The following is a 15805-nucleotide window of genomic DNA, read 5'->3' as shown; positions in this document are numbered from 1 at the left end:
CTGTCTTCCGGCCTAACCGGCCGGCGGCCCGGGATGTGTGCCCGCCGCCGCGAGGGCGGCGCGGGCGAAGGCCCGGACGGCGCCCGAGTTGTCGGCCGCCCGCCAGACGAGGCCGTAGCCGACCGGCTCGGCGTCCGCGAAGGGGACGTAGGAGACGCCCGGGCGGGCGTGGTAGGTGGCCGTGTGGGCCGCCGTCAGCAGGGCGCCCCGGCCCGCCGCGACCAGCATCAGCGCCTCCTGCATGTTGGTCACCTCCGGTCCGCGCCGGATGGGCCGCCCGGCCGGGGTGCGCGCCGGGCTCTGGGCCTCCCGGCGGTACGGCGGCAGGTCCCCGGCGATGGTCAGCAGTTCCACCCCGGCCAGCTCCTCCAGCGATACGGAGTCCCGCCCGGCCAGCGGGTGCCCGGCGGCCACGGCCAGCACCCGGGCCTCGGTGAGCAGCGCGGGCCCCTCCCCCAAATCGGCCTCCCGGACCGGGAACTCGGCCACCTGCACGTCGAAGTCGCCGCTGCGCAGCTGCCCGTACGGGTCGGAGAGCGGCACCTCGCACACCTCGACCGCCAGCCCGGGGTGGGTGGTGCGCAGGGCCTCGGCCGCCCTGAGGACGAGCTCCCCGGTGGGCGGGGTGGTGAAGCCGACGTGCAGGACGCCGTCGGCGGCGCGGGCGGTGGCCGCGGCCCGTTCCAGGGCGGCGGCGATGCCCCGGTGGTGGGGTTCGAGGTCGTCCCGCAGCTGCCGGCCGAGGGCGGTGAGGGCGACCCTGCGGCTGGTGCGCAGGAAGAGCGGGGCGCCGACGCGGCGCTCCAGGCGCTGGACGAGCTGGCTGACGCGGGCCCGGGAGAGCAGCATCCGCTCGGCGGTCCGGCCGAAGTGCAGTTCCTCGGCGAGGATCAGGAAGCAGTCCAGCTCGTCGCGATCGGTCAGCATGACTGAACGAACGTTGCTTTCTTCGGCGTTGTTCCCCCTCGGGCCGCGGACGAGGGTGGTGGTCATGACCGAAGAGAGAATCCGCGGACGCCGTCTCGGCGTGCTGCTTGTCCTGTGCGGCGCGATCTTCCTGGAAGGCATCGACGTCGCGATGCTGAACGTCGCCCTGCCGTCCATCCGCGCCGACCTCGGGCTCGCCACCGGCGAACTGCAGTGGGTGATGAGCGCCTACGTCCTCGGCTACGGCGGCTTCATGCTGCTGGGCGGCCGGGCGGCCGACCTGTTCGGGCGGCGGCAGATGTTCGTCGGCTGGCTCACCGTCTTCCTCCTCTTCTCCGGCCTCGGCGGGCTCGCCACCGAGGGCTGGCAGCTGATCGCCGCCCGTTTCGTGACGGGGGTCGCGGCGGCCTTCATGACCCCGGCGGGCCTGTCGGTCATCACCACCGGCTTCGACGAGGGGCCGCAGCGGGACAAGGCGCTGCTCGTCTACTCGGGCACGGCGGCCGGCGGGTTCTCCGTCGGCCTGGTCGCGGGCGGGCTGCTGGCCTCGGCCGACTGGCGCTCGGTGTTCTTCGCGCCGGTGGCGCTGGCCGCGCTGATCCTGCCGGCGGCGCTGGTCCTCGTACCGAAGTCGCCCCGGCCCCGACGGGCACCGGGGCAGCGCCTGGACCTGGCGGGCGGGCTGCTGATCACCTCCGCCGTGGTGCTGCTGGTGCTCGGCGTCGAGCGGGCGGCGCACGCCGGGACCTGGGCGACGGCCGCCACGGTGGCGGCGGGGCTGGTGCTGCTGGGGGTGTTCGCCGCCGTGGAGCGGCGGGCCGCGGAGCCGCTGGTGCGGCTCGGGATCCTGCGCTCCGGGCCGCTGCGGCGGGCCAATGCCGCCGGGCTGCTGTTCGCGGGCGCGTTCTTCGGCTTCCAGTTCCTGGTGGTGCTCTACCTCCAGGAACTGCGGGGCTGGTCGACGCTCCAGACGAGCTTCGCGATGATCGTGATCGGGATCGACGCGGTGCTCTCGCCGACGGTGGTGCCGAAGCTGGTGGCCCGGTTCGGCAACGGCCGGCTGATCTTCGGCGGGCTGCTGCTGGCGGCGCTGTCGTACGGGCTGTTCCTGCCGCTGGGCGCCGACTGGTCGTACCTGGCGATGCTGCCGAGCCTGGTCCTGCTGGGGCTCGCCTTCGCGCTCGTCTACGGGCCGCTGACCATCGTGGCCACCGAGGGCGTGGCGGAGGCCGAGCAGGGGCTCGCGGGCGGGCTGCTCTACACGGCCTTCCAGTTCGGGGCGGCGCTCGGGCTGTCGGCGGTGACGGCGGTGTCGGCCTCCTTCGCCGTCCCGCTGGAGGGGTACCGGGCCGCGCTGCTGATCCCGTTCGCGGCGGTGCTCGTGGCGGCGGCGGTCAGCGCGCCGGGGCTGCGCCGGCCGGGCGCCGGCCGGGTGGTGTCCGGGGCGGGCGCCGGGTCCGAAGCGGCGGCCGCTGACCCGGCCGCCCAGGCCCCCGGAGCGGCAGCCGCGCGCTCCTGAGCCGTCCGGGTCACTGCGCCCAGGGCAGGACGCGGGTGCCCTCGGTGCCCGGGACGGTGACCACGCCGTCGGCGCGCATGGCCACGTACGCCTCGAAGCGCTCGGGGGCGTGGATGCGGCGCGGTACGCCGGGCGGCAGGACCAGGGTCCGGCCGGCGGCGACCTTCTCGGTGCGGCCCTCGCAGGTGACCTCCAGGGAGCCGGCGGTGAGCAGCCAGACCTGCTCGCGGTTGACGGAGTGCTCGGGTCCGGTGCTGCCGGCGGCCATGTCGACGTGCCAGGTGCTGAGCTCGGAGCTGCCGCGGCTGGGGGCGGCGCGGCCGGTCATGGTGGCGTTCGGGGTGGCGGTGACGTGCTCGGGCGAAACGGTGATGACGTGCAAGGCGGTCCTCGTCTTCTCGGGCGCGACTGAGTCAAGCTGCTTTACTCGACAGGGGTGAGTAAAGCAGCTTGACTCAGTCGTGTCACCATATTTGCGTGACGAGAGATGAGAACGAGGGCGTCGAGCTGACCTTCCTGCTCGGCCTGGGCTTCCAGCTGCTGCTGGGAGAGTTCACCCGGCGCGTGGCCGAGGCCGGATACGCGGACCTGCGCCCCCTGCACGGCATGGCCTTCCAGGCCCTGAAGGGTCCCGGCGCCACCGCCACCGAGCTCGCCGAACGGCTCGGGGTGACCAAGCAGGCCGCCGGGCAGATCGTCGACGACCTGGAGAAACGCGGCTACGTCCGGCGCGAGCCGCACCCCGGGGGCGGCCGCCGCAAACTGGTCGTGCTGACGGCGGCGGCCCATGCCCACCTCGCCGTCGCGGGCCGGATCCTGCACGAGCTGGAGGCCGAGCTGGCCGGCAGCGCCGACCTCACGGTCCTGCGCCGGGAGCTCGGGCACCTCGTGCGCGCGCTCCACGGGGACGGCGGGCTGCCGCCCCTGCGCCCGGTGTGGTGAGGGCGGCGGCCCCGGCGGCTCAGGCCCGGCCTGCTCAGGCCCTGGCTGCCCTCAGGCCCTGGTGAAGGAGGCGTAGGCCTCGCGCAGCTGCGACCAGCGGTCGTCGGTCCAGGCCGCCCAGTTCGCCGGACGCCCGGACAGGGCGGATTCCAGCAGCTCGAAGTGCTCGTGCCAGCCGGCCAGGCAGTCGAGGCGCTCCTCCTCCGGCCCGCCCCGCTCGTTCACGAACCGGATCACCGTCGAATCGGTGCCGACCGCCTCCAGGTGGAAGCGGATCCGCCCGTGCTCGGTGACCGTGTACTCCACGACCCGCTCCACGTCCCAGGCGGTGACCCGCCCGGTCACCGTGGTCCCGGTGTTCAGCCAGCGCAGCGTGACCGCGCCGCCGAGCCTGCGCTCCAGGACGTCCGCCGCGGCCAGCCAGCCGCGCAGCCCCTCCGGCGTGGTCAGGGCGGGCCAGAGCGCCGCGTAGGAGTGCGGCAGGTGCAGCTCGAAGCGGAGCAGCCAGCGGTCCTCGCCGCGGCGCTCGCTGGTGGCATGGCTCACGAGAGACATGCCACCAGCGTCCCACTCCCGGCGGTCAGACGCCCGAGTAGGAGTGCAGGCCGTTGAGGAACATGTTCACGCCGTAGTAGTTCCAGATCCAGCAGGCGAAGGCGAAGAGCGCGAGGTACGCGGCCTTGCGGCCCTTCCAGCCGGCGGTGGCCCGGGCGTGCAGGTAGCAGGCGTACGCCACCCAGGTCACGAAGGACCAGACCTCCTTGGGGTCCCAGTTCCAGTAGCGGCCCCAGGCGTCGCCCGCCCAGATCGCGCCCGCGATGATCGTGAAGGTCCACAGCGGGAAGACGGCCGCGTTGATCCGGTACGAGAACTTGTCGAGCGAGGCCGCGGAGGGCAGCCGCTCCATGACGGACGCGTAGAACTTCCCCGCGGTCCGGCCGTTCGCGATCCGGCCCTCGTAGGCGTCGCGGAAGAGGTAGAGGACCGCGCCGGCCGCGCCGATGTAGAAGACGGCGCCGCAGAAGATCGCGGTGGAGACGTGGATCCACAGCCAGTACGAGTGCAGGGCCGGAACCAGCTGGTCGCTGTCGGTGTAGAGGACCTTGACGGCGATGCCGAGGTCCAGCAGCACGCTGGTGACCAGGATCAGACCGAGCCAGCGGACGTTCTTCTTCAGCGCGAGCAGCGCCAGGTACGTGCCGACCGCCACCGTGGAGAAGGTGATCGAGAACTCGTACATGTTGCCCCACGGGGCCCGCTGCACCGACATCGCGCGGGCGAGGACGCCGCCCGCCTCGATGAGGAAGGCGAGCGCGGTCAGCGAGATCGCGATCCGCCCGTAGAGGTCGCCCTGGACGGTGCCGCCACCGGCGCCGGGGCCGTCCGGCACGTCGCGGGTGCCGGCGGCCGAGCGGGTGACGACCTTCGGCTGGTCGAGGACGGCCGTGCTGCCTCCCTTGCCGCGGACCTGCACGGCGGGGGCGCCGGCGGCCCGCTCCTGCTCCGACCCGGTCAGCGCGGCGGCCGTACGGGCCACCTTGCTGCGGCTGCCGAAGGTCCACTCGGCGATGTGCGCGAAGAAGGCGAGCGTGTAGACCGCCATCGACGAATAGATCAGGTAGTTGCTGATCTGAGCCAGGTTCTCATTGGCTGCGGCTGCGAGCGGCGTCATCCGCGCTCTCCTTCAGGGGTTTCTTCGACACGTGGTTCGGCAAGTGCGGCGGGCGCGGTCGGCGCCTGCTGGTGCAGCGCGGCGGCGAGGGCCGCCAGCTCCTGCGGGAGCCTGGTGGACTCGCTGCGGCCCAGGCCCGCCATCTCGACGACGGTCACGCCGTCCGGGCCGGCCACCGCGCGGACCCAGATCCGGCGGCGCTGGATGAACAGGGACCCGGCCAGGCCCGCGATGGCGGCGATCGCGCCCGCGAGGGCGAGGCCGCTGCCGGGCTGGTGGGTGACGGAGAAGGTGGCCCACCGCTCGATGCCCTCGAACTTCACGGTGCCCGCGCCGTTCGGCAGGGTCATCGTGTCGCCGACCTTGAGCTTCTGCTTGAAGGGCTCGCCGGACTCGTCCTTGAAGGACTGCATCTTGTCCGTCTTGAGCACGTACACGTTCTGCGGCAGGCCCGAGTCCACGCCGAGGCTGCCGTGCCAGGCGTTGAGCATGAGGCGCGGCTGGAGCAGGGCCGGGAACTGCGAGAACATCGTGCCCATGCCCTCGCCGGCGTAGGTCGGCACGAACACGGCGTTGAAGCCGAGCTGCTCCGCCTTGCCGTCCTTGTCCTTGTAGCCGTCGGTGACCTTGACGGCTCCGGTGGAGGTGAGGTTGGAGTCCTGCGGGAGCATCGGCACGGCGTCCTTGTAGATCACCTTGCCGGTGGGGTCGGTCACCGAGAGGATCGGCGCGTAGCCGTGGCCCAGCAGGTAGACCTTGGAGCCGTCGACCTGGAGCGGCTTGTTGACCTGGATCTCGCGCTTCTGCGGCGTGCCGTCGGCGCCCTCGCTGAAGGTGACGTACGCCTTGAAGTCGCGCGGGGTGCCCTTCTGCGGGCCGCTCAGCTCGTACGTGGCGTCGAACCGGTCCAGCGTGAAGCTGAACGGCGGCAGGTCGTCGGGGTGGAAGAGGTTGCCGGCCTTGAAGTCGTCGTACTGGGTGAGGGTGTTCGAGAAGCCGGTGCCGCGCAGGACCAGCTTGCCGCCCTCGGACTTGAAGTACTGGCCCCAGGCGAAGGCCACCAGCATCACGATCAGCGCGACGTGGAAGATCAGGTTGCCGGCCTCGCGGAGGTAGCCCTTCTCCGCCGCGACGTGTCCCTTGCCGGCCTCGGTGCGGAAGCGGCGCCCGCGGAGCACCGCCGTGGCGTACGAGAGGACCTCGTCCGGGGTCTTGCCGGTGCGCCAGGTGGTGTGGGCGGGGAGCCGGTCGAGCCGCTTGGGGGCGCCCGGCGGACGGCCGCGGAGCTGGCCGACGAACTGCCAGGAGCGCGGCAGGATGCAGCCGACCAGCGAGATGAACAGCAGCAGGTAGATCGCGGAGAACCACACCGAGCTGTAGACGTCGAAGAGCTGGAGCTTCTCGGCGACGGTCACCCAGGAGGCGTGGGTCCGCTTCCAGGCGACGACCTTCATCTCGTCGACGTTGCTCTGCGGGATGAGGGAGCCGGGGATGGCGCCCAGGGAGAGCAGGAAGAGCAGGATCAGCGCCACCCGCATGGAGGTGAGCTGCCGCCAGAACCAGCGGGCCCAGCCGATCACGCCGATGCCGACGGCCGGCCCGCTCGGGCTGTCCTCCAGCGGGGCGGTGGAGAGCTGGGCTCCGGCCACGGCCTCGGCGGGGTCCGCGGCGGCGGAGTCGATCGCGTCGGTGGCGTCGGTGGCGTCCGCCGCGGCGGACTCGGGCGACGCCCCGGTGGGTGCCTTGTCAGTCGTACTCATGTCCGTGTAGTCCTCAGATCCCCACCGTGAAGCTTTGGGTCCAGCTCTGCATGTCGCTGACGATGCTGGCCCACATTCCTGTGACGAGCAGCAGACCGGTCAGGATCAGCATGCCTCCGCCGATGCGCATCACCCACGCATAGTGCTTCTTCACCCAGCCGAACGCACCGAGCGCCTTGCGGAACGCGATCGCGGTGAGGATGAACGGCAGGCCGAGCCCGAGGCAGTAGGCGACGGTCAGCAGCGCGCCCCGGCCGGCGCTCGCCTGGTCGAGGGAGAGCGTGGTGACGGCCGCGAGGGTCGGGCCCATGCAGGGGGTCCAGCCGACGCCGAAGAGCACGCCGAGCAGCGGGGCGCCGATCAGGCCCGCCGTCGGCTTCCTGTGGAAGCGGAACTCCCGCATCGTCAGACCCGGGATCGCGCCCATGAAGAACAGGCCGAGCACGATCACCAGGCCGCCCAGGACCCGGGAGATGATCTCGTTGTTCTCCCGGAGGGTCTCCCCGAAGTAGCCGAAGAGCGCGCCGGTGGAGACGAAGACGACGGTGAAGCCCGCGATGAACAGGGCCGCGCCCGCCAGCATCCGCCCGCGCCGCGCCTCGGCGAGGTCGGCGCCGCTGACGCCGGTCACGTAGGAGAGGTAGCCGGGGACCAGCGGGAGGACGCAGGGCGAGAAGAAGGAGACCAGCCCGGCGAGGACCGAGATGGGCAGCGCCAGCAGCAGCGCCCCGTTCAGGACGGTGGTGTTCACCCCGGTCGCCTCGGCGGCCAGCACGTACTCGACCACGAGGTCACTGCTCCGCGAGGATCGGGTCGATCATCGAGCGCAGTCGCTCCTCGCCCAGCGGGGCCAGGGTGCGGGCGGCGATCCTGCCCTCCCGGTCGAGGATGATCGTGGAGGGGATCGCGTTCGGGTTGAGCGTGCCCTTGGGGAAGCGGAGCATCAGCTTCCCGGCGGGGTCGTAGAGGCTCGGGTAGGTGATCCCGAAGGTCTCCTCGAAGGAGACCGCGTTCTGCGGGCTGCTGTCGCGGGTGTTGATGCCCACGAAGGCGATGTCCTTGCCGGCGTCGGCCAGCTCTTTGGAGACCTTCGCGAAGTCGGGGGCCTCGGCGCGGCACGGCGGGCACCAGGAGCCCCAGATGTTGAGGACGACGACCTTGCCCTTGAGGGTGGTGACGTCGAGGGTCTTGCCGTCGACGGTCTCGCCGTCGAGCTTGGGGGCCTCGTCGCGCTCCCCCTTGGCGGCCGTGGTGATTCCGGTCGCGCCCGTGACGTAGTTGCCACCGGTGGAGGTCGTCTTGCCGCCGTCCGAGCCGGTGCAGGACGTCAGGGTCATGACGCCGGCGACGGCCACCGCGGTCAGCAGGGTGGCACGGCCGCCGGTCGAGCGGCAGCTACTTCGTCGGGCACGGGCGCGGCTAAGGCTCATGTGAAAAGTTTCGCATGAGCAATTCGCGGATCTACCGCGCCCCCCGCGGGGCTGTCAATGCCCTGGTCAGGCAATGGACGGGCGGAGACCGGCCACGGCCGGGCGCGCGCCGGTCCGCGTCAGGTCGCGGTCAGGTACGTGTTCCAGCCGCCGGCCGGTGCCCGGCCCGGGCCGAGACCGCGGAGCCTGGCCAGCACGTTGGGGTCCTGGACGTCCAGCCAGTCGGCGAACTGGCGGAAGGATACGAGCCGTACGTCCCTTTTGTCCGCCATACCCTTGAGGGCTTCCTCGACGGCGTCCATGTAGATGCCGCCGTTCCATTCCTCGAAGTGGTTGCCGATGAAGAGCGGCGCGCGGTTGGTCTCGTAGGCCCGCCGGAAGCCGCCGAGGTAGGTGGCCGTGGCCTGGCTGCGCCAGGCCGGGTAGTTGGCGGGCACGCCCCTCGTGGTGTTCTTCGACTGGTTGGCGAGGATGTTGTAGTCCATCGACAGCACCTCGAAGGAGTGCCCGGGGAAGGGCAGCGACTGCAGCGGCAGGTCCCAGAGGCCGGACCGGCGCACCGGCCAGACCTGGAGGCCGCCGGGCGAGCTGGAGTCGTAGCGCCAGCCCAGCCCCTGGGCGGTCGGCAGCAGGTTGTCCCGGCCGAGGAGGCAGGGGGTGCGGGCGCCGGCCAGCTCCTTGCGGTAGTCGAAGGGCAGGGGGTCGAGGTCGGCGAAGCCGGTGTGGGTGCGCCAGTTGGTGACGAACGACACGGCCTGGTCGATCTCGCTGCGCCAGTCCTCCGGGGTCCAGCGGCCCACGGAGCCGGTCCCGTCGCAGAAGTGGCCGTTGAAGTGCGTCCCGATCTCGTGCCCGTCGAGCCAGGCCTCGCGGAGGTGCCTGAGGGTGGAGCGGACGTTCTCGTCCTTGAGGTAGCCGAGGTCCGAGGCCCCGACGGGGTTGTTCGGCGGCCGGTAGAGGCTCCGCTTCGACTCGGGCAGCAGGTAGATGCCGGAGAGGAAGAAGGTCATGGCCGCGCCGTGGTCCCTGGCGAGCTTGAGGAAGCGCGGGAAGAGGCCGTTGCCGATCTCCGCCGCGCCGTCCCAGCTGAAGACGACGAACTGCGGCGGGGTCTCGCCCGACTGCAGGGGGACGGGCCGCTCCGGCTGGTTCGGCTGGGGGCCGGTGTCGGCGGTGGAGCCGTCCCCGATGAGCCTGACCGCCGGCTTCCCGCCGGGCTTGGGGTTCTTGACCGGACCGGGGGTGCCGGGCCCGGCCCCGCCGGGCGCGCCGCAGCCCGCGATCCCCACCGCGGCGGCAGCCCCAAGTCCGAGTCCGAGCACTCCCCTTCGACTGAAGTCGCGCACGTCACCCTCCCCGTCGTCCCTCGCAAGCCCACGTCGAAATCCATATAAACGGACAATTCGGAGCGACTTGCGGCACTGGAAGGGTGATTCCCGGCGCAACTTGTATTTATTTAGGTAAAACCGTAACGGTTCGTAACAGAGCGTCGATCAAGGAAGGACGGCGTCCGGAACGGCGTAACGATCCGTCAGGCGCCGAACGCCTTGGACGCGCCCTTCACCGGCTTCGCCCCGGCCAGCAGGTGCGCCGGGACCAGGTCCCGGGCCGGCTCGCTGTAGCCCACCGACACCAGCTTGTCCCCCTGGAACGTGAAGGACGTCAGCGAGGCGAGGGTGCACTGGCGGCGGCGCGGGTCGTGCCACAGCCGGCGCTTCTCCGCGAAGCTGCGCACGATCCAGATCGGCAGCTGGTGGCTGACGGCCACCGCCTCGTGGCCGCGGGCCGCGTCGCGCGCGGCCTCCAGCGCGCTCATCATCCGGACCACCTGGTCGACGTACGGCTCGCCCCAGGAGGGCTTGAACGGGTTCGTCAGGTGCTTCCAGTTGCCGGGCTTGCGCAGCGCGCCGTCCCCGACGCCGAAGGTCTTGCCCTCGAAGACGTTCTCCGCCTCCAGCAGCCGGGCGTCGGTCGCCAGGCCCAGGCCGTGGGCCTTGGCGATCGGCTCGGCCGTCTCCTGCGCCCGCTCCAGCGGGGAGGACACCACGTAGGAGATGTCCCGGCCCTTGAGGTGCTCGGCGACCCGGTCCGCCATCTGCCGGCCCAGATCGGAGAGGTGGTAGCCCTCCCGGCGCCCGTACAGGACCCCGTCCGGGTTGTGCACCTCTCCGTGGCGCACCAGGTGTACGACGGTGATCTCGCTGCTGCTCATGCGGTGGCCTCCGCGGCGGCTCGGGCGGCGGCGGGCAGCGCTGCCGCGATGCGCTCGATCGCCCGCTCGTCGTGGGCGGTGGACACGAACCAGGACTCGAAGGCCGACGGCGGCAGGTAGACGCCCTGCGCCAGCATCGAGTGGAAGAAGCCGTTGAAGCGGAAGCTCTCCTGCTTCTTGGCGTCGTCGTAGTTGCGCACCTCGTCCTCGGTGAAGAAGACGGAGAACATGTTCGACGCGGTCTGCAGCCGGTGCGCCACGCCTTCCTTGGCCAGCGCCCCGCTGACCAGGCCCTGGATCTCCTTCGAGACCGCGTCGACCTTCTCGTACGCGGCCGCGTCGAGCAGCCGCAGCTGCGCGAGGCCGGCGGCGGTGGCGATCGGGTTACCGGAGAGGGTGCCGGCCTGGTAGACCGGGCCGGCGGGCGCGAGGTGGCCCATGACGTCGGCGCGGCCGCCGAAGGCCGCGGCCGGGAAGCCGCCGCCCATGACCTTGCCGAAGGTCATCAGGTCGGGCTTGACCCCGTCGACGCCGTACCAGCCGGCGCGGGAGGTGCGGAAGCCGGTCATGACCTCGTCGGAGACGTACAGGGCGCCGTTCTCGCGGCAGAGGTCCGCGAGCCCCTGGTTGAAGCCCTCGGCCGGGGTCACGACGCCCATGTTGCCGGGCGCGGCCTCGGTGATCACGCAGGCGATCTCGCCGGGGTGCGCGGCGAAGGCCGCCCGGACCGCTTCCAGGTCGTTGTAGGGGAGCACGATCGTGTCGGCGGCCTGCGCGCCCGTCACACCGGGGGTGTCCGGCAGCGCGAAGGTCGCGAGGCCGGAACCGGCGGCGGCCAGCAGCGCGTCCACATGGCCGTGGTAGCAACCGGCGAACTTGACGACCTTGGCACGGCCGGTGAAGCCGCGCGCCAGCCGGATCGCCGACATCGTGGCCTCCGTCCCCGAGGAGACGAGCCGCACCTGCTCGACGGGCTCGATGCGCGCCACGATCTCCTCGGCGAGCGCCACCTCGCCCTCGCCGGGCGTGCCGAAGGAGGTGCCGCGGGCCACGGCCGCCTGGACGGCCGCGATCACCTCGGGGTGGGAATGGCCGAGGATCATCGGTCCCCACGAGCACACGAGGTCGACGTACTCGCGCCCGTCGGCATCGGTGAGGTACGGACCGGTGCCGGACACCATGAACCGGGGCGTACCGCCCACGGCGCGGAAGGCGCGCACGGGAGAGTTCACGCCGCCGGGGGTCACGAGGGAGGCGCGCTCGAAGAGCGTCTGCGAAACTGGGGCTTCATACGGGTACGGGTAGCTCACACCAGCCATGGTCTCAGAGGGCCGCGACAGACTTGCGGACGGGCGTTTCACCGCGTCGCCGCGGGGGAGGTCACTGCCATGATGATCAGGCTGCGTGGCGGGGGCCGCGGGGCCGTGGCAAGCAAGACCAGTCGGGTGGAGATATGCAACGCGGTGGTGGACCGGGCGAGGGTACGGACGGCCTCGATCCGCAGCGCGCCCGCGAAGCCCGCGAGGCCCGCCGCCGGGGCAAGCACCGCCGGCGTGGCACCGAGGCGGCGGACGCCGTTCCGGGCCCCACGACGCCCGCGGAGGATCTGCCCAAGGGCCGCGGCATGGGTGTGACGTACAAGTACTTCGGCGCCCCCGACGGCGCCACGGCAGCCCGCGTCCCGGTCACGATGCGGCCCGAGGAGCTGGGCGGCGACGAGCTCGGCATGGGCGGCCTCTTCACCAAGATCAAGCCGGAGACGGTGGCCGCGATGGTCCTGACGGGCATCGAGGGCATACCCCTGCACAAGGTCCCGCCCCTGGAGCTGGTCGTCCTCCACCCCGACTACGCGGTGGTCAAGCTCCCCATGACGGTGGTCGACCCGCTGCGCGGCATCGGCGAGGAGTCGGTGGGCGCGGCGGCCTTCATCTGGTCCACGGTCCCGGACCGCGGCGGCCCGAGCGACGCCTTCAACGTCTACCAGCTGCTCCACGAGTGGCAGGACTTCTCCCACCGCCTGCACGAGGCGGGCCACCAGCCGTACTGCCTGGTCTGGCCCTGACCCATCCTGACCTGACCTGACCTTCGCCGAGGACGGGCAGCCCCCGCGGGGGCTGCCCGTCTTTGCGTTGCCCTGCATCAGCGAATCCTGACGTCACGTCCCTCACATAGACCATTTTTTCCGATTTGACGCCTATTGCTGCGAAATATGCGTGACTACTCCCGCGTGACGGCGTATCACTACCTCGGGCAAGGAGTCGCTCTCGGTCCCCGCTCAGGGGGAGTCCGCACGCCGGCGCGGGCAGGGGGGCTCGCGGCCCTGAGTCGCCATCGTCGCGGGCGCTCGGGATTCTCCTTCGGGAGGTCTGAGACCCGAAGCAACAAGAAAGGTCCTGCTATGGCATCGGATGTCATCCGGTCGGGTCCACCCGACAGAAGACCTCACCGCACCATGCTGAAACGGGGAGCCTTTGCCCTCCTCCCCGCAGCGCTCGTGGCGTCGGCCGCCCTGGTCCCGACCCTTGCCCACGCCGCAGAAGCCCCCGTGTTGCTGGGGACCACCGCCAGTTACGGGGTCCTGGCCGGTTCGACGGTCACCAACACGAACCCCACCGTCATCAACGGCGACCTGGGCCTCTATCCGGGCACATCGGTGACCGGCTTCCCGCCCGGCATCGTCAACGGAGTGACGCGCGTAGCCCCCAACGCCGCCGCCGCTCAGGCGAAGTCCGACCTCGTCGTCGCCTACGACGACGCGGCAGGCCGGGGGCCCGGGACCATTCTCGCTTCGGACGAGATCGGCGGACTGACGCTGGCGCCCGGCGTCTACACGGCCCCGGCGTCCCCGCCGTCCCTGCAACTCACCGGGACGGTCACCCTCGACGGCCAGAACGACCCCAACTCCGTCTTCATCTTCCGGATCCCCTCGACCCTGACCACGGCTTCGTCGAGTTCCGTGGCCTTCATCAACGGAGCAAATGCCTGCAACGTGTTCTGGCAGGTGGGCAGCTCCGCCACCCTCGGCACGACCACCCAGTTCAAGGGCACCATCCTGGCCATGCAGTCCATCACGCTGAACAACAGCGCCGTGATCGAAGGCCGCGCCCTGGCGCGTGAGGCCGCGGTCACGATGGACAACAACACCATTACGAGGCCGACCTGCGCCGCCGGCCCGCCCGGACCGACGGGCTCGCCTGGCCCGACGGGCTCGCCTGGCCCCACCGGCTCTCCCGGCCCCACCGGCTCTCCCGGCCCGACGGGTGAGCCCGGCCCCCCCGGCCCGACGGGCTCCCCTGGCCCGTCCGGTAGCCCCGGCGCACCTGGCGCCCCCGGTGCCCCCGGCCCGTCCGGCAGCCCCGGCGCACCCGGCGCACCCGGCGCACCCGGCCCGTCCGGCAGCCCCGGCGCACCCGGCGCTCCCGGCGCACCCGGTGCCCCCGGCCCGTCCGGCAGCCCCGGCGCACCCGGTGCCCCCGGCGCCCCTGGCGCACCCGGTCCTGACGGCAGCCCCGGCGCACCCGGCCCGTCCGGCAGCCCCGGCGCGCCTGGCGCCCCCGGTGCCCCCGGTGCCCCTGGCCCGTCCGGCAGCCCCGGCGCCCCTGGTGCCCCCGGCGCACCCGGTCCTGACGGCAGCCCCGGTGCCCCCGGCGCACCCGGCGCCCCTGGCCCGTCCGGTAGCCCCGGCGCCCCCGGCCCGGCCGGACCCACCGGTTCTGCCGGACCCGTAGGACCTGCGGGACCCGCTGGACCCGCCGGACCGGCTGGACCTGCCGGACCGGCTGGACCCGCCGGTCCCAAGGGGCCTCGCGGTGACAAGGGCGAAAAGGGTGACTCGGGCGACCACGACCACGGTCACGATGACGAGGGCGACGAGGGCGACGAGGGCGAGCACGGTCGCGACGAGGACCACGGTCGCGACGACGACCACGGCAAGCCCGGCCACGGTCACGACGACGACCACGGCAAGCCTCCCGGCCACGGTCACGACGGCCCCGACCAGGGCAAGCCCCCGTGGGCCGACTTCCTGCCCGGCGGCCTCGACGACGCTCTGGGGCAATTCCGCCCCGACCACACCGCCAAGAGCGTCAACTTCGCGCCCGTGAGCGCCGCGACCGACCAGCAGCCGAAGGCGGCGTCGCAGAACCTCGCCACGACCGGCTCAAGCAGCGAGGCGAGCATCGCGACCGCCACGGCAGTCGCGCTGGCCTTCATCGGAGGCTCGGCCTTCTTCGCCATGAAGCGGACCCGCCGAGGTGCAACAACCCGACAGGACTAGCCTGTCGCAGGCGTGACCGTTTCCCATCCGGTCCGCCGTTCGGCGACTGAGCCCCTGGACGCGCCGTCCAGGGGCTCAGCGGGCGTCCGGCCGGAACTCCGGGCCCGCGTGCTCCTCGATGACTTCCTCGATGAAACTCCGGCTACGGTCCGGGCTCAGCGCCCGGGCCTGCAAATGCGCGTACATGTCGCTGTACCGCCGCACGTCGGATCGTTTCTCCAGATAGAGGTCGCTGGTGAACCTCTCCAGGTACACCACGGTCGGATCGGCGGCATCGGCGAACTCGAGCAGCGAGAATTGTCCCGAGACACCCGGGTGCGCCCCCTCATCGTGGCGGAGGACCTGAAGGGTGACGCGCGGCTGGGCGCTGAGGCGGGTCACATGGTCCAGCTGCTCGTGCATGACCTCGCGGCTGCCCACGACGCGCCGCAGCGCCGATTCGTCCAGCACGATCCACAAGCGCAGCGGCTTGCCCGGCTCGCGCAGCCGGTTCTGGCGCCGCATCCGCACCTGGAGGCGTGTGGCGGCCTGTTCGGCAGTGGCATGCGGGATCGTTCCTGCGATGACCGCCCGGGCGTAGGCGCGGGTCTGCAGCAGGCCGGGGATCACCAAGGGCTCGTAGACGCGGATCGCGGCGGCCTCGGCCTCCAGGCCGATGTAGGCGCCGTACGGGATGTCGTCGTAGGTGTTCCACCAGCCCTGCCGGCCCGATTCCCTGGCCAGCTGCATCAAATGGTCGACACGTCGCTGGTCCCGGAGTCCGTACAGCCCGCACAGATCTCGCACATCGCGCGGCTTGATGAGGCGGCGGCCGTTCTCCAGCAGACTGATCTTGGGCTGGGAAATCAGCAGCCTTGTCGCCACCTGCTGCGTCGTCATACCGCTGATCTCCCGGAGCCGGCGCAGTTCCGAACCCAGTCGGCGCCTGCTGACGGTGGGATTGACAGTGACACCCACGGGACGTGCTCTCCTCCGCTCCAACACCTTGTGCTGGCCAGCAGATTGTCACGGCCGGGAGCTGCTGGATCGGCCTCCACGCCGTGTCGTGCACGGTCTTTCGAGTCGGG

Annotated in this window: 15 protein-coding genes; 4 read left to right on the top strand and 11 right to left on the bottom strand. The window is 71.8% G+C overall.

The features are described 5' to 3' along the window. Positions 1 to 12 precede the first annotated feature (12 nt). Positions 13 to 927, bottom strand: a complete 915-nt coding sequence (locus ACFYZ4_RS14955) for a LysR family transcriptional regulator (RefSeq protein ID WP_351292235.1) — start codon at positions 925 to 927, stop codon at positions 13 to 15. Positions 928 to 991: 64 nt separating this feature from the next. On the opposite strand from ACFYZ4_RS14955, the gene ACFYZ4_RS14950 reads away from it, so the two are divergent. Beyond that, entirely contained in the window at positions 992 to 2446 is a 1455-nt protein-coding gene (locus ACFYZ4_RS14950; RefSeq protein WP_390784055.1) for an MFS transporter, read from the top strand. A gap of 10 nt (positions 2447 to 2456) precedes the next feature. Here the strand turns inward: ACFYZ4_RS14950 and ACFYZ4_RS14945 are convergent, their stop codons facing one another. Beyond that, a complete protein-coding gene (locus ACFYZ4_RS14945) occupies positions 2457 to 2828 on the bottom strand; it encodes a cupin domain-containing protein (RefSeq protein WP_351292231.1) in 372 nt (123 codons plus the stop codon). Between the two features lie 95 nt (positions 2829 to 2923). On the opposite strand from ACFYZ4_RS14945, the gene ACFYZ4_RS14940 reads away from it, so the two are divergent. After that, positions 2924 to 3388 (top strand): MarR family transcriptional regulator, encoded by a 465-nt coding sequence (locus ACFYZ4_RS14940; RefSeq protein ID WP_351292229.1) that lies wholly within the window; start codon positions 2924 to 2926, stop codon positions 3386 to 3388. A 51-nt stretch (positions 3389 to 3439) separates the two neighbouring features. Here the strand turns inward: ACFYZ4_RS14940 and ACFYZ4_RS14935 are convergent, their stop codons facing one another. The 8 genes from ACFYZ4_RS14935 to hemL form a co-directional block, all read right to left on the bottom strand. Beyond that, positions 3440 to 3943, bottom strand: a complete 504-nt coding sequence (locus ACFYZ4_RS14935; RefSeq protein ID WP_351292227.1) for an SRPBCC domain-containing protein — start codon at positions 3941 to 3943, stop codon at positions 3440 to 3442. A gap of 25 nt (positions 3944 to 3968) precedes the next feature. After that, positions 3969 to 5060 (bottom strand): c-type cytochrome biogenesis protein CcsB, encoded by a 1092-nt coding sequence (gene ccsB, locus ACFYZ4_RS14930; protein ID WP_351292225.1) that lies wholly within the window; start codon positions 5058 to 5060, stop codon positions 3969 to 3971. Next, on the bottom strand, positions 5057 to 6820 hold the full coding sequence (locus ACFYZ4_RS14925) for a cytochrome c biogenesis protein ResB (RefSeq protein ID WP_351292223.1): 1764 nt from the start codon (positions 6818 to 6820) through the stop codon (positions 5057 to 5059). Before ACFYZ4_RS14925 ends, ccsB begins: the two co-directional genes overlap by 4 nt. A 13-nt stretch (positions 6821 to 6833) precedes the next feature. Beyond that, on the bottom strand, positions 6834 to 7607 hold the full coding sequence (locus ACFYZ4_RS14920; protein ID WP_351292221.1) for a cytochrome c biogenesis protein CcdA: 774 nt from the start codon (positions 7605 to 7607) through the stop codon (positions 6834 to 6836). Between the two features lie 4 nt (positions 7608 to 7611). Further along, positions 7612 to 8250 carry a TlpA disulfide reductase family protein gene (locus ACFYZ4_RS14915; RefSeq protein WP_351292220.1) on the bottom strand — a complete coding sequence of 213 codons (639 nt, stop codon included), beginning with the start codon at positions 8248 to 8250 and terminating at the stop codon, positions 7612 to 7614. 119 nt (positions 8251 to 8369) lie between these two features. Further along, positions 8370 to 9596 (bottom strand): hypothetical protein, encoded by a 1227-nt coding sequence (locus tag ACFYZ4_RS14910; protein WP_390784054.1) that lies wholly within the window; start codon positions 9594 to 9596, stop codon positions 8370 to 8372. A gap of 185 nt (positions 9597 to 9781) precedes the next feature. Further along, positions 9782 to 10462, bottom strand: a complete 681-nt coding sequence (locus ACFYZ4_RS14905; protein WP_351292218.1) for a histidine phosphatase family protein — start codon at positions 10460 to 10462, stop codon at positions 9782 to 9784. Next, positions 10459 to 11781: a glutamate-1-semialdehyde 2,1-aminomutase gene (gene hemL, locus ACFYZ4_RS14900; RefSeq protein ID WP_351292217.1), complete on the bottom strand. Its 1323-nt coding sequence runs from the start codon at positions 11779 to 11781 to the stop codon at positions 10459 to 10461. Before hemL ends, ACFYZ4_RS14905 begins: the two co-directional genes overlap by 4 nt. A gap of 134 nt (positions 11782 to 11915) precedes the next feature. Between hemL and ACFYZ4_RS14895 the strand changes: the two genes are divergently transcribed. Then, positions 11916 to 12524, top strand: coding sequence for a hypothetical protein (locus ACFYZ4_RS14895; RefSeq protein ID WP_351292216.1), 609 nt, complete (start codon positions 11916 to 11918; stop codon positions 12522 to 12524). A gap of 390 nt (positions 12525 to 12914) precedes the next feature. Then, on the top strand, positions 12915 to 14738 hold the full coding sequence (locus tag ACFYZ4_RS14890) for an ice-binding family protein (RefSeq protein WP_390784053.1): 1824 nt from the start codon (positions 12915 to 12917) through the stop codon (positions 14736 to 14738). Positions 14739 to 14813: 75 nt separating this feature from the next. Here ACFYZ4_RS14890 and ACFYZ4_RS14885 read toward each other — a convergent pair whose 3' ends face one another. Next, positions 14814 to 15695 carry a helix-turn-helix domain-containing protein gene (locus ACFYZ4_RS14885; protein ID WP_390784052.1) on the bottom strand — a complete coding sequence of 294 codons (882 nt, stop codon included), beginning with the start codon at positions 15693 to 15695 and terminating at the stop codon, positions 14814 to 14816. Positions 15696 to 15805 lie beyond the last annotated feature (110 nt).

Origin of the sequence: Streptomyces sp. NPDC001513, from assembly GCF_042894695.1 — a bacterium.
Lineage (GTDB): Bacteria > Actinomycetota > Actinomycetes > Streptomycetales > Streptomycetaceae > Streptomyces.
The sequence above is the reverse complement of the archived record's forward strand: the minus strand, read 5'-3'. Positions and strand labels throughout refer to the sequence as shown.

Excerpts from the sequence above, each read along its gene's own strand:
- ACFYZ4_RS14955 (WP_351292235.1), bottom strand. The coding sequence starts at position 927 with ATGCTGACCGATCGCGACGAGCTGGACTGCTTCCTGATCCTCGCCGAG.
- ACFYZ4_RS14950 (WP_390784055.1), top strand. The coding sequence starts at position 992 with ATGACCGAAGAGAGAATCCGCGGACGCCGTCTCGGCGTGCTGCTTGTC.
- ACFYZ4_RS14895 (WP_351292216.1), top strand. The coding sequence starts at position 11,916 with ATGCAACGCGGTGGTGGACCGGGCGAGGGTACGGACGGCCTCGATCCG.
- hemL (WP_351292217.1), bottom strand. The coding sequence starts at position 11,781 with ATGGCTGGTGTGAGCTACCCGTACCCGTATGAAGCCCCAGTTTCGCAG.
- ACFYZ4_RS14890 (WP_390784053.1), top strand. The coding sequence starts at position 12,915 with ATGCTGAAACGGGGAGCCTTTGCCCTCCTCCCCGCAGCGCTCGTGGCG.
- ACFYZ4_RS14925 (WP_351292223.1), bottom strand. The coding sequence starts at position 6,820 with ATGAGTACGACTGACAAGGCACCCACCGGGGCGTCGCCCGAGTCCGCC.
- ACFYZ4_RS14905 (WP_351292218.1), bottom strand. The coding sequence starts at position 10,462 with ATGAGCAGCAGCGAGATCACCGTCGTACACCTGGTGCGCCACGGAGAG.
- ccsB (WP_351292225.1), bottom strand. The coding sequence starts at position 5,060 with ATGACGCCGCTCGCAGCCGCAGCCAATGAGAACCTGGCTCAGATCAGC.
- ACFYZ4_RS14915 (WP_351292220.1), bottom strand. The coding sequence starts at position 8,250 with ATGAGCCTTAGCCGCGCCCGTGCCCGACGAAGTAGCTGCCGCTCGACC.
- ACFYZ4_RS14935 (WP_351292227.1), bottom strand. The coding sequence starts at position 3,943 with ATGTCTCTCGTGAGCCATGCCACCAGCGAGCGCCGCGGCGAGGACCGC.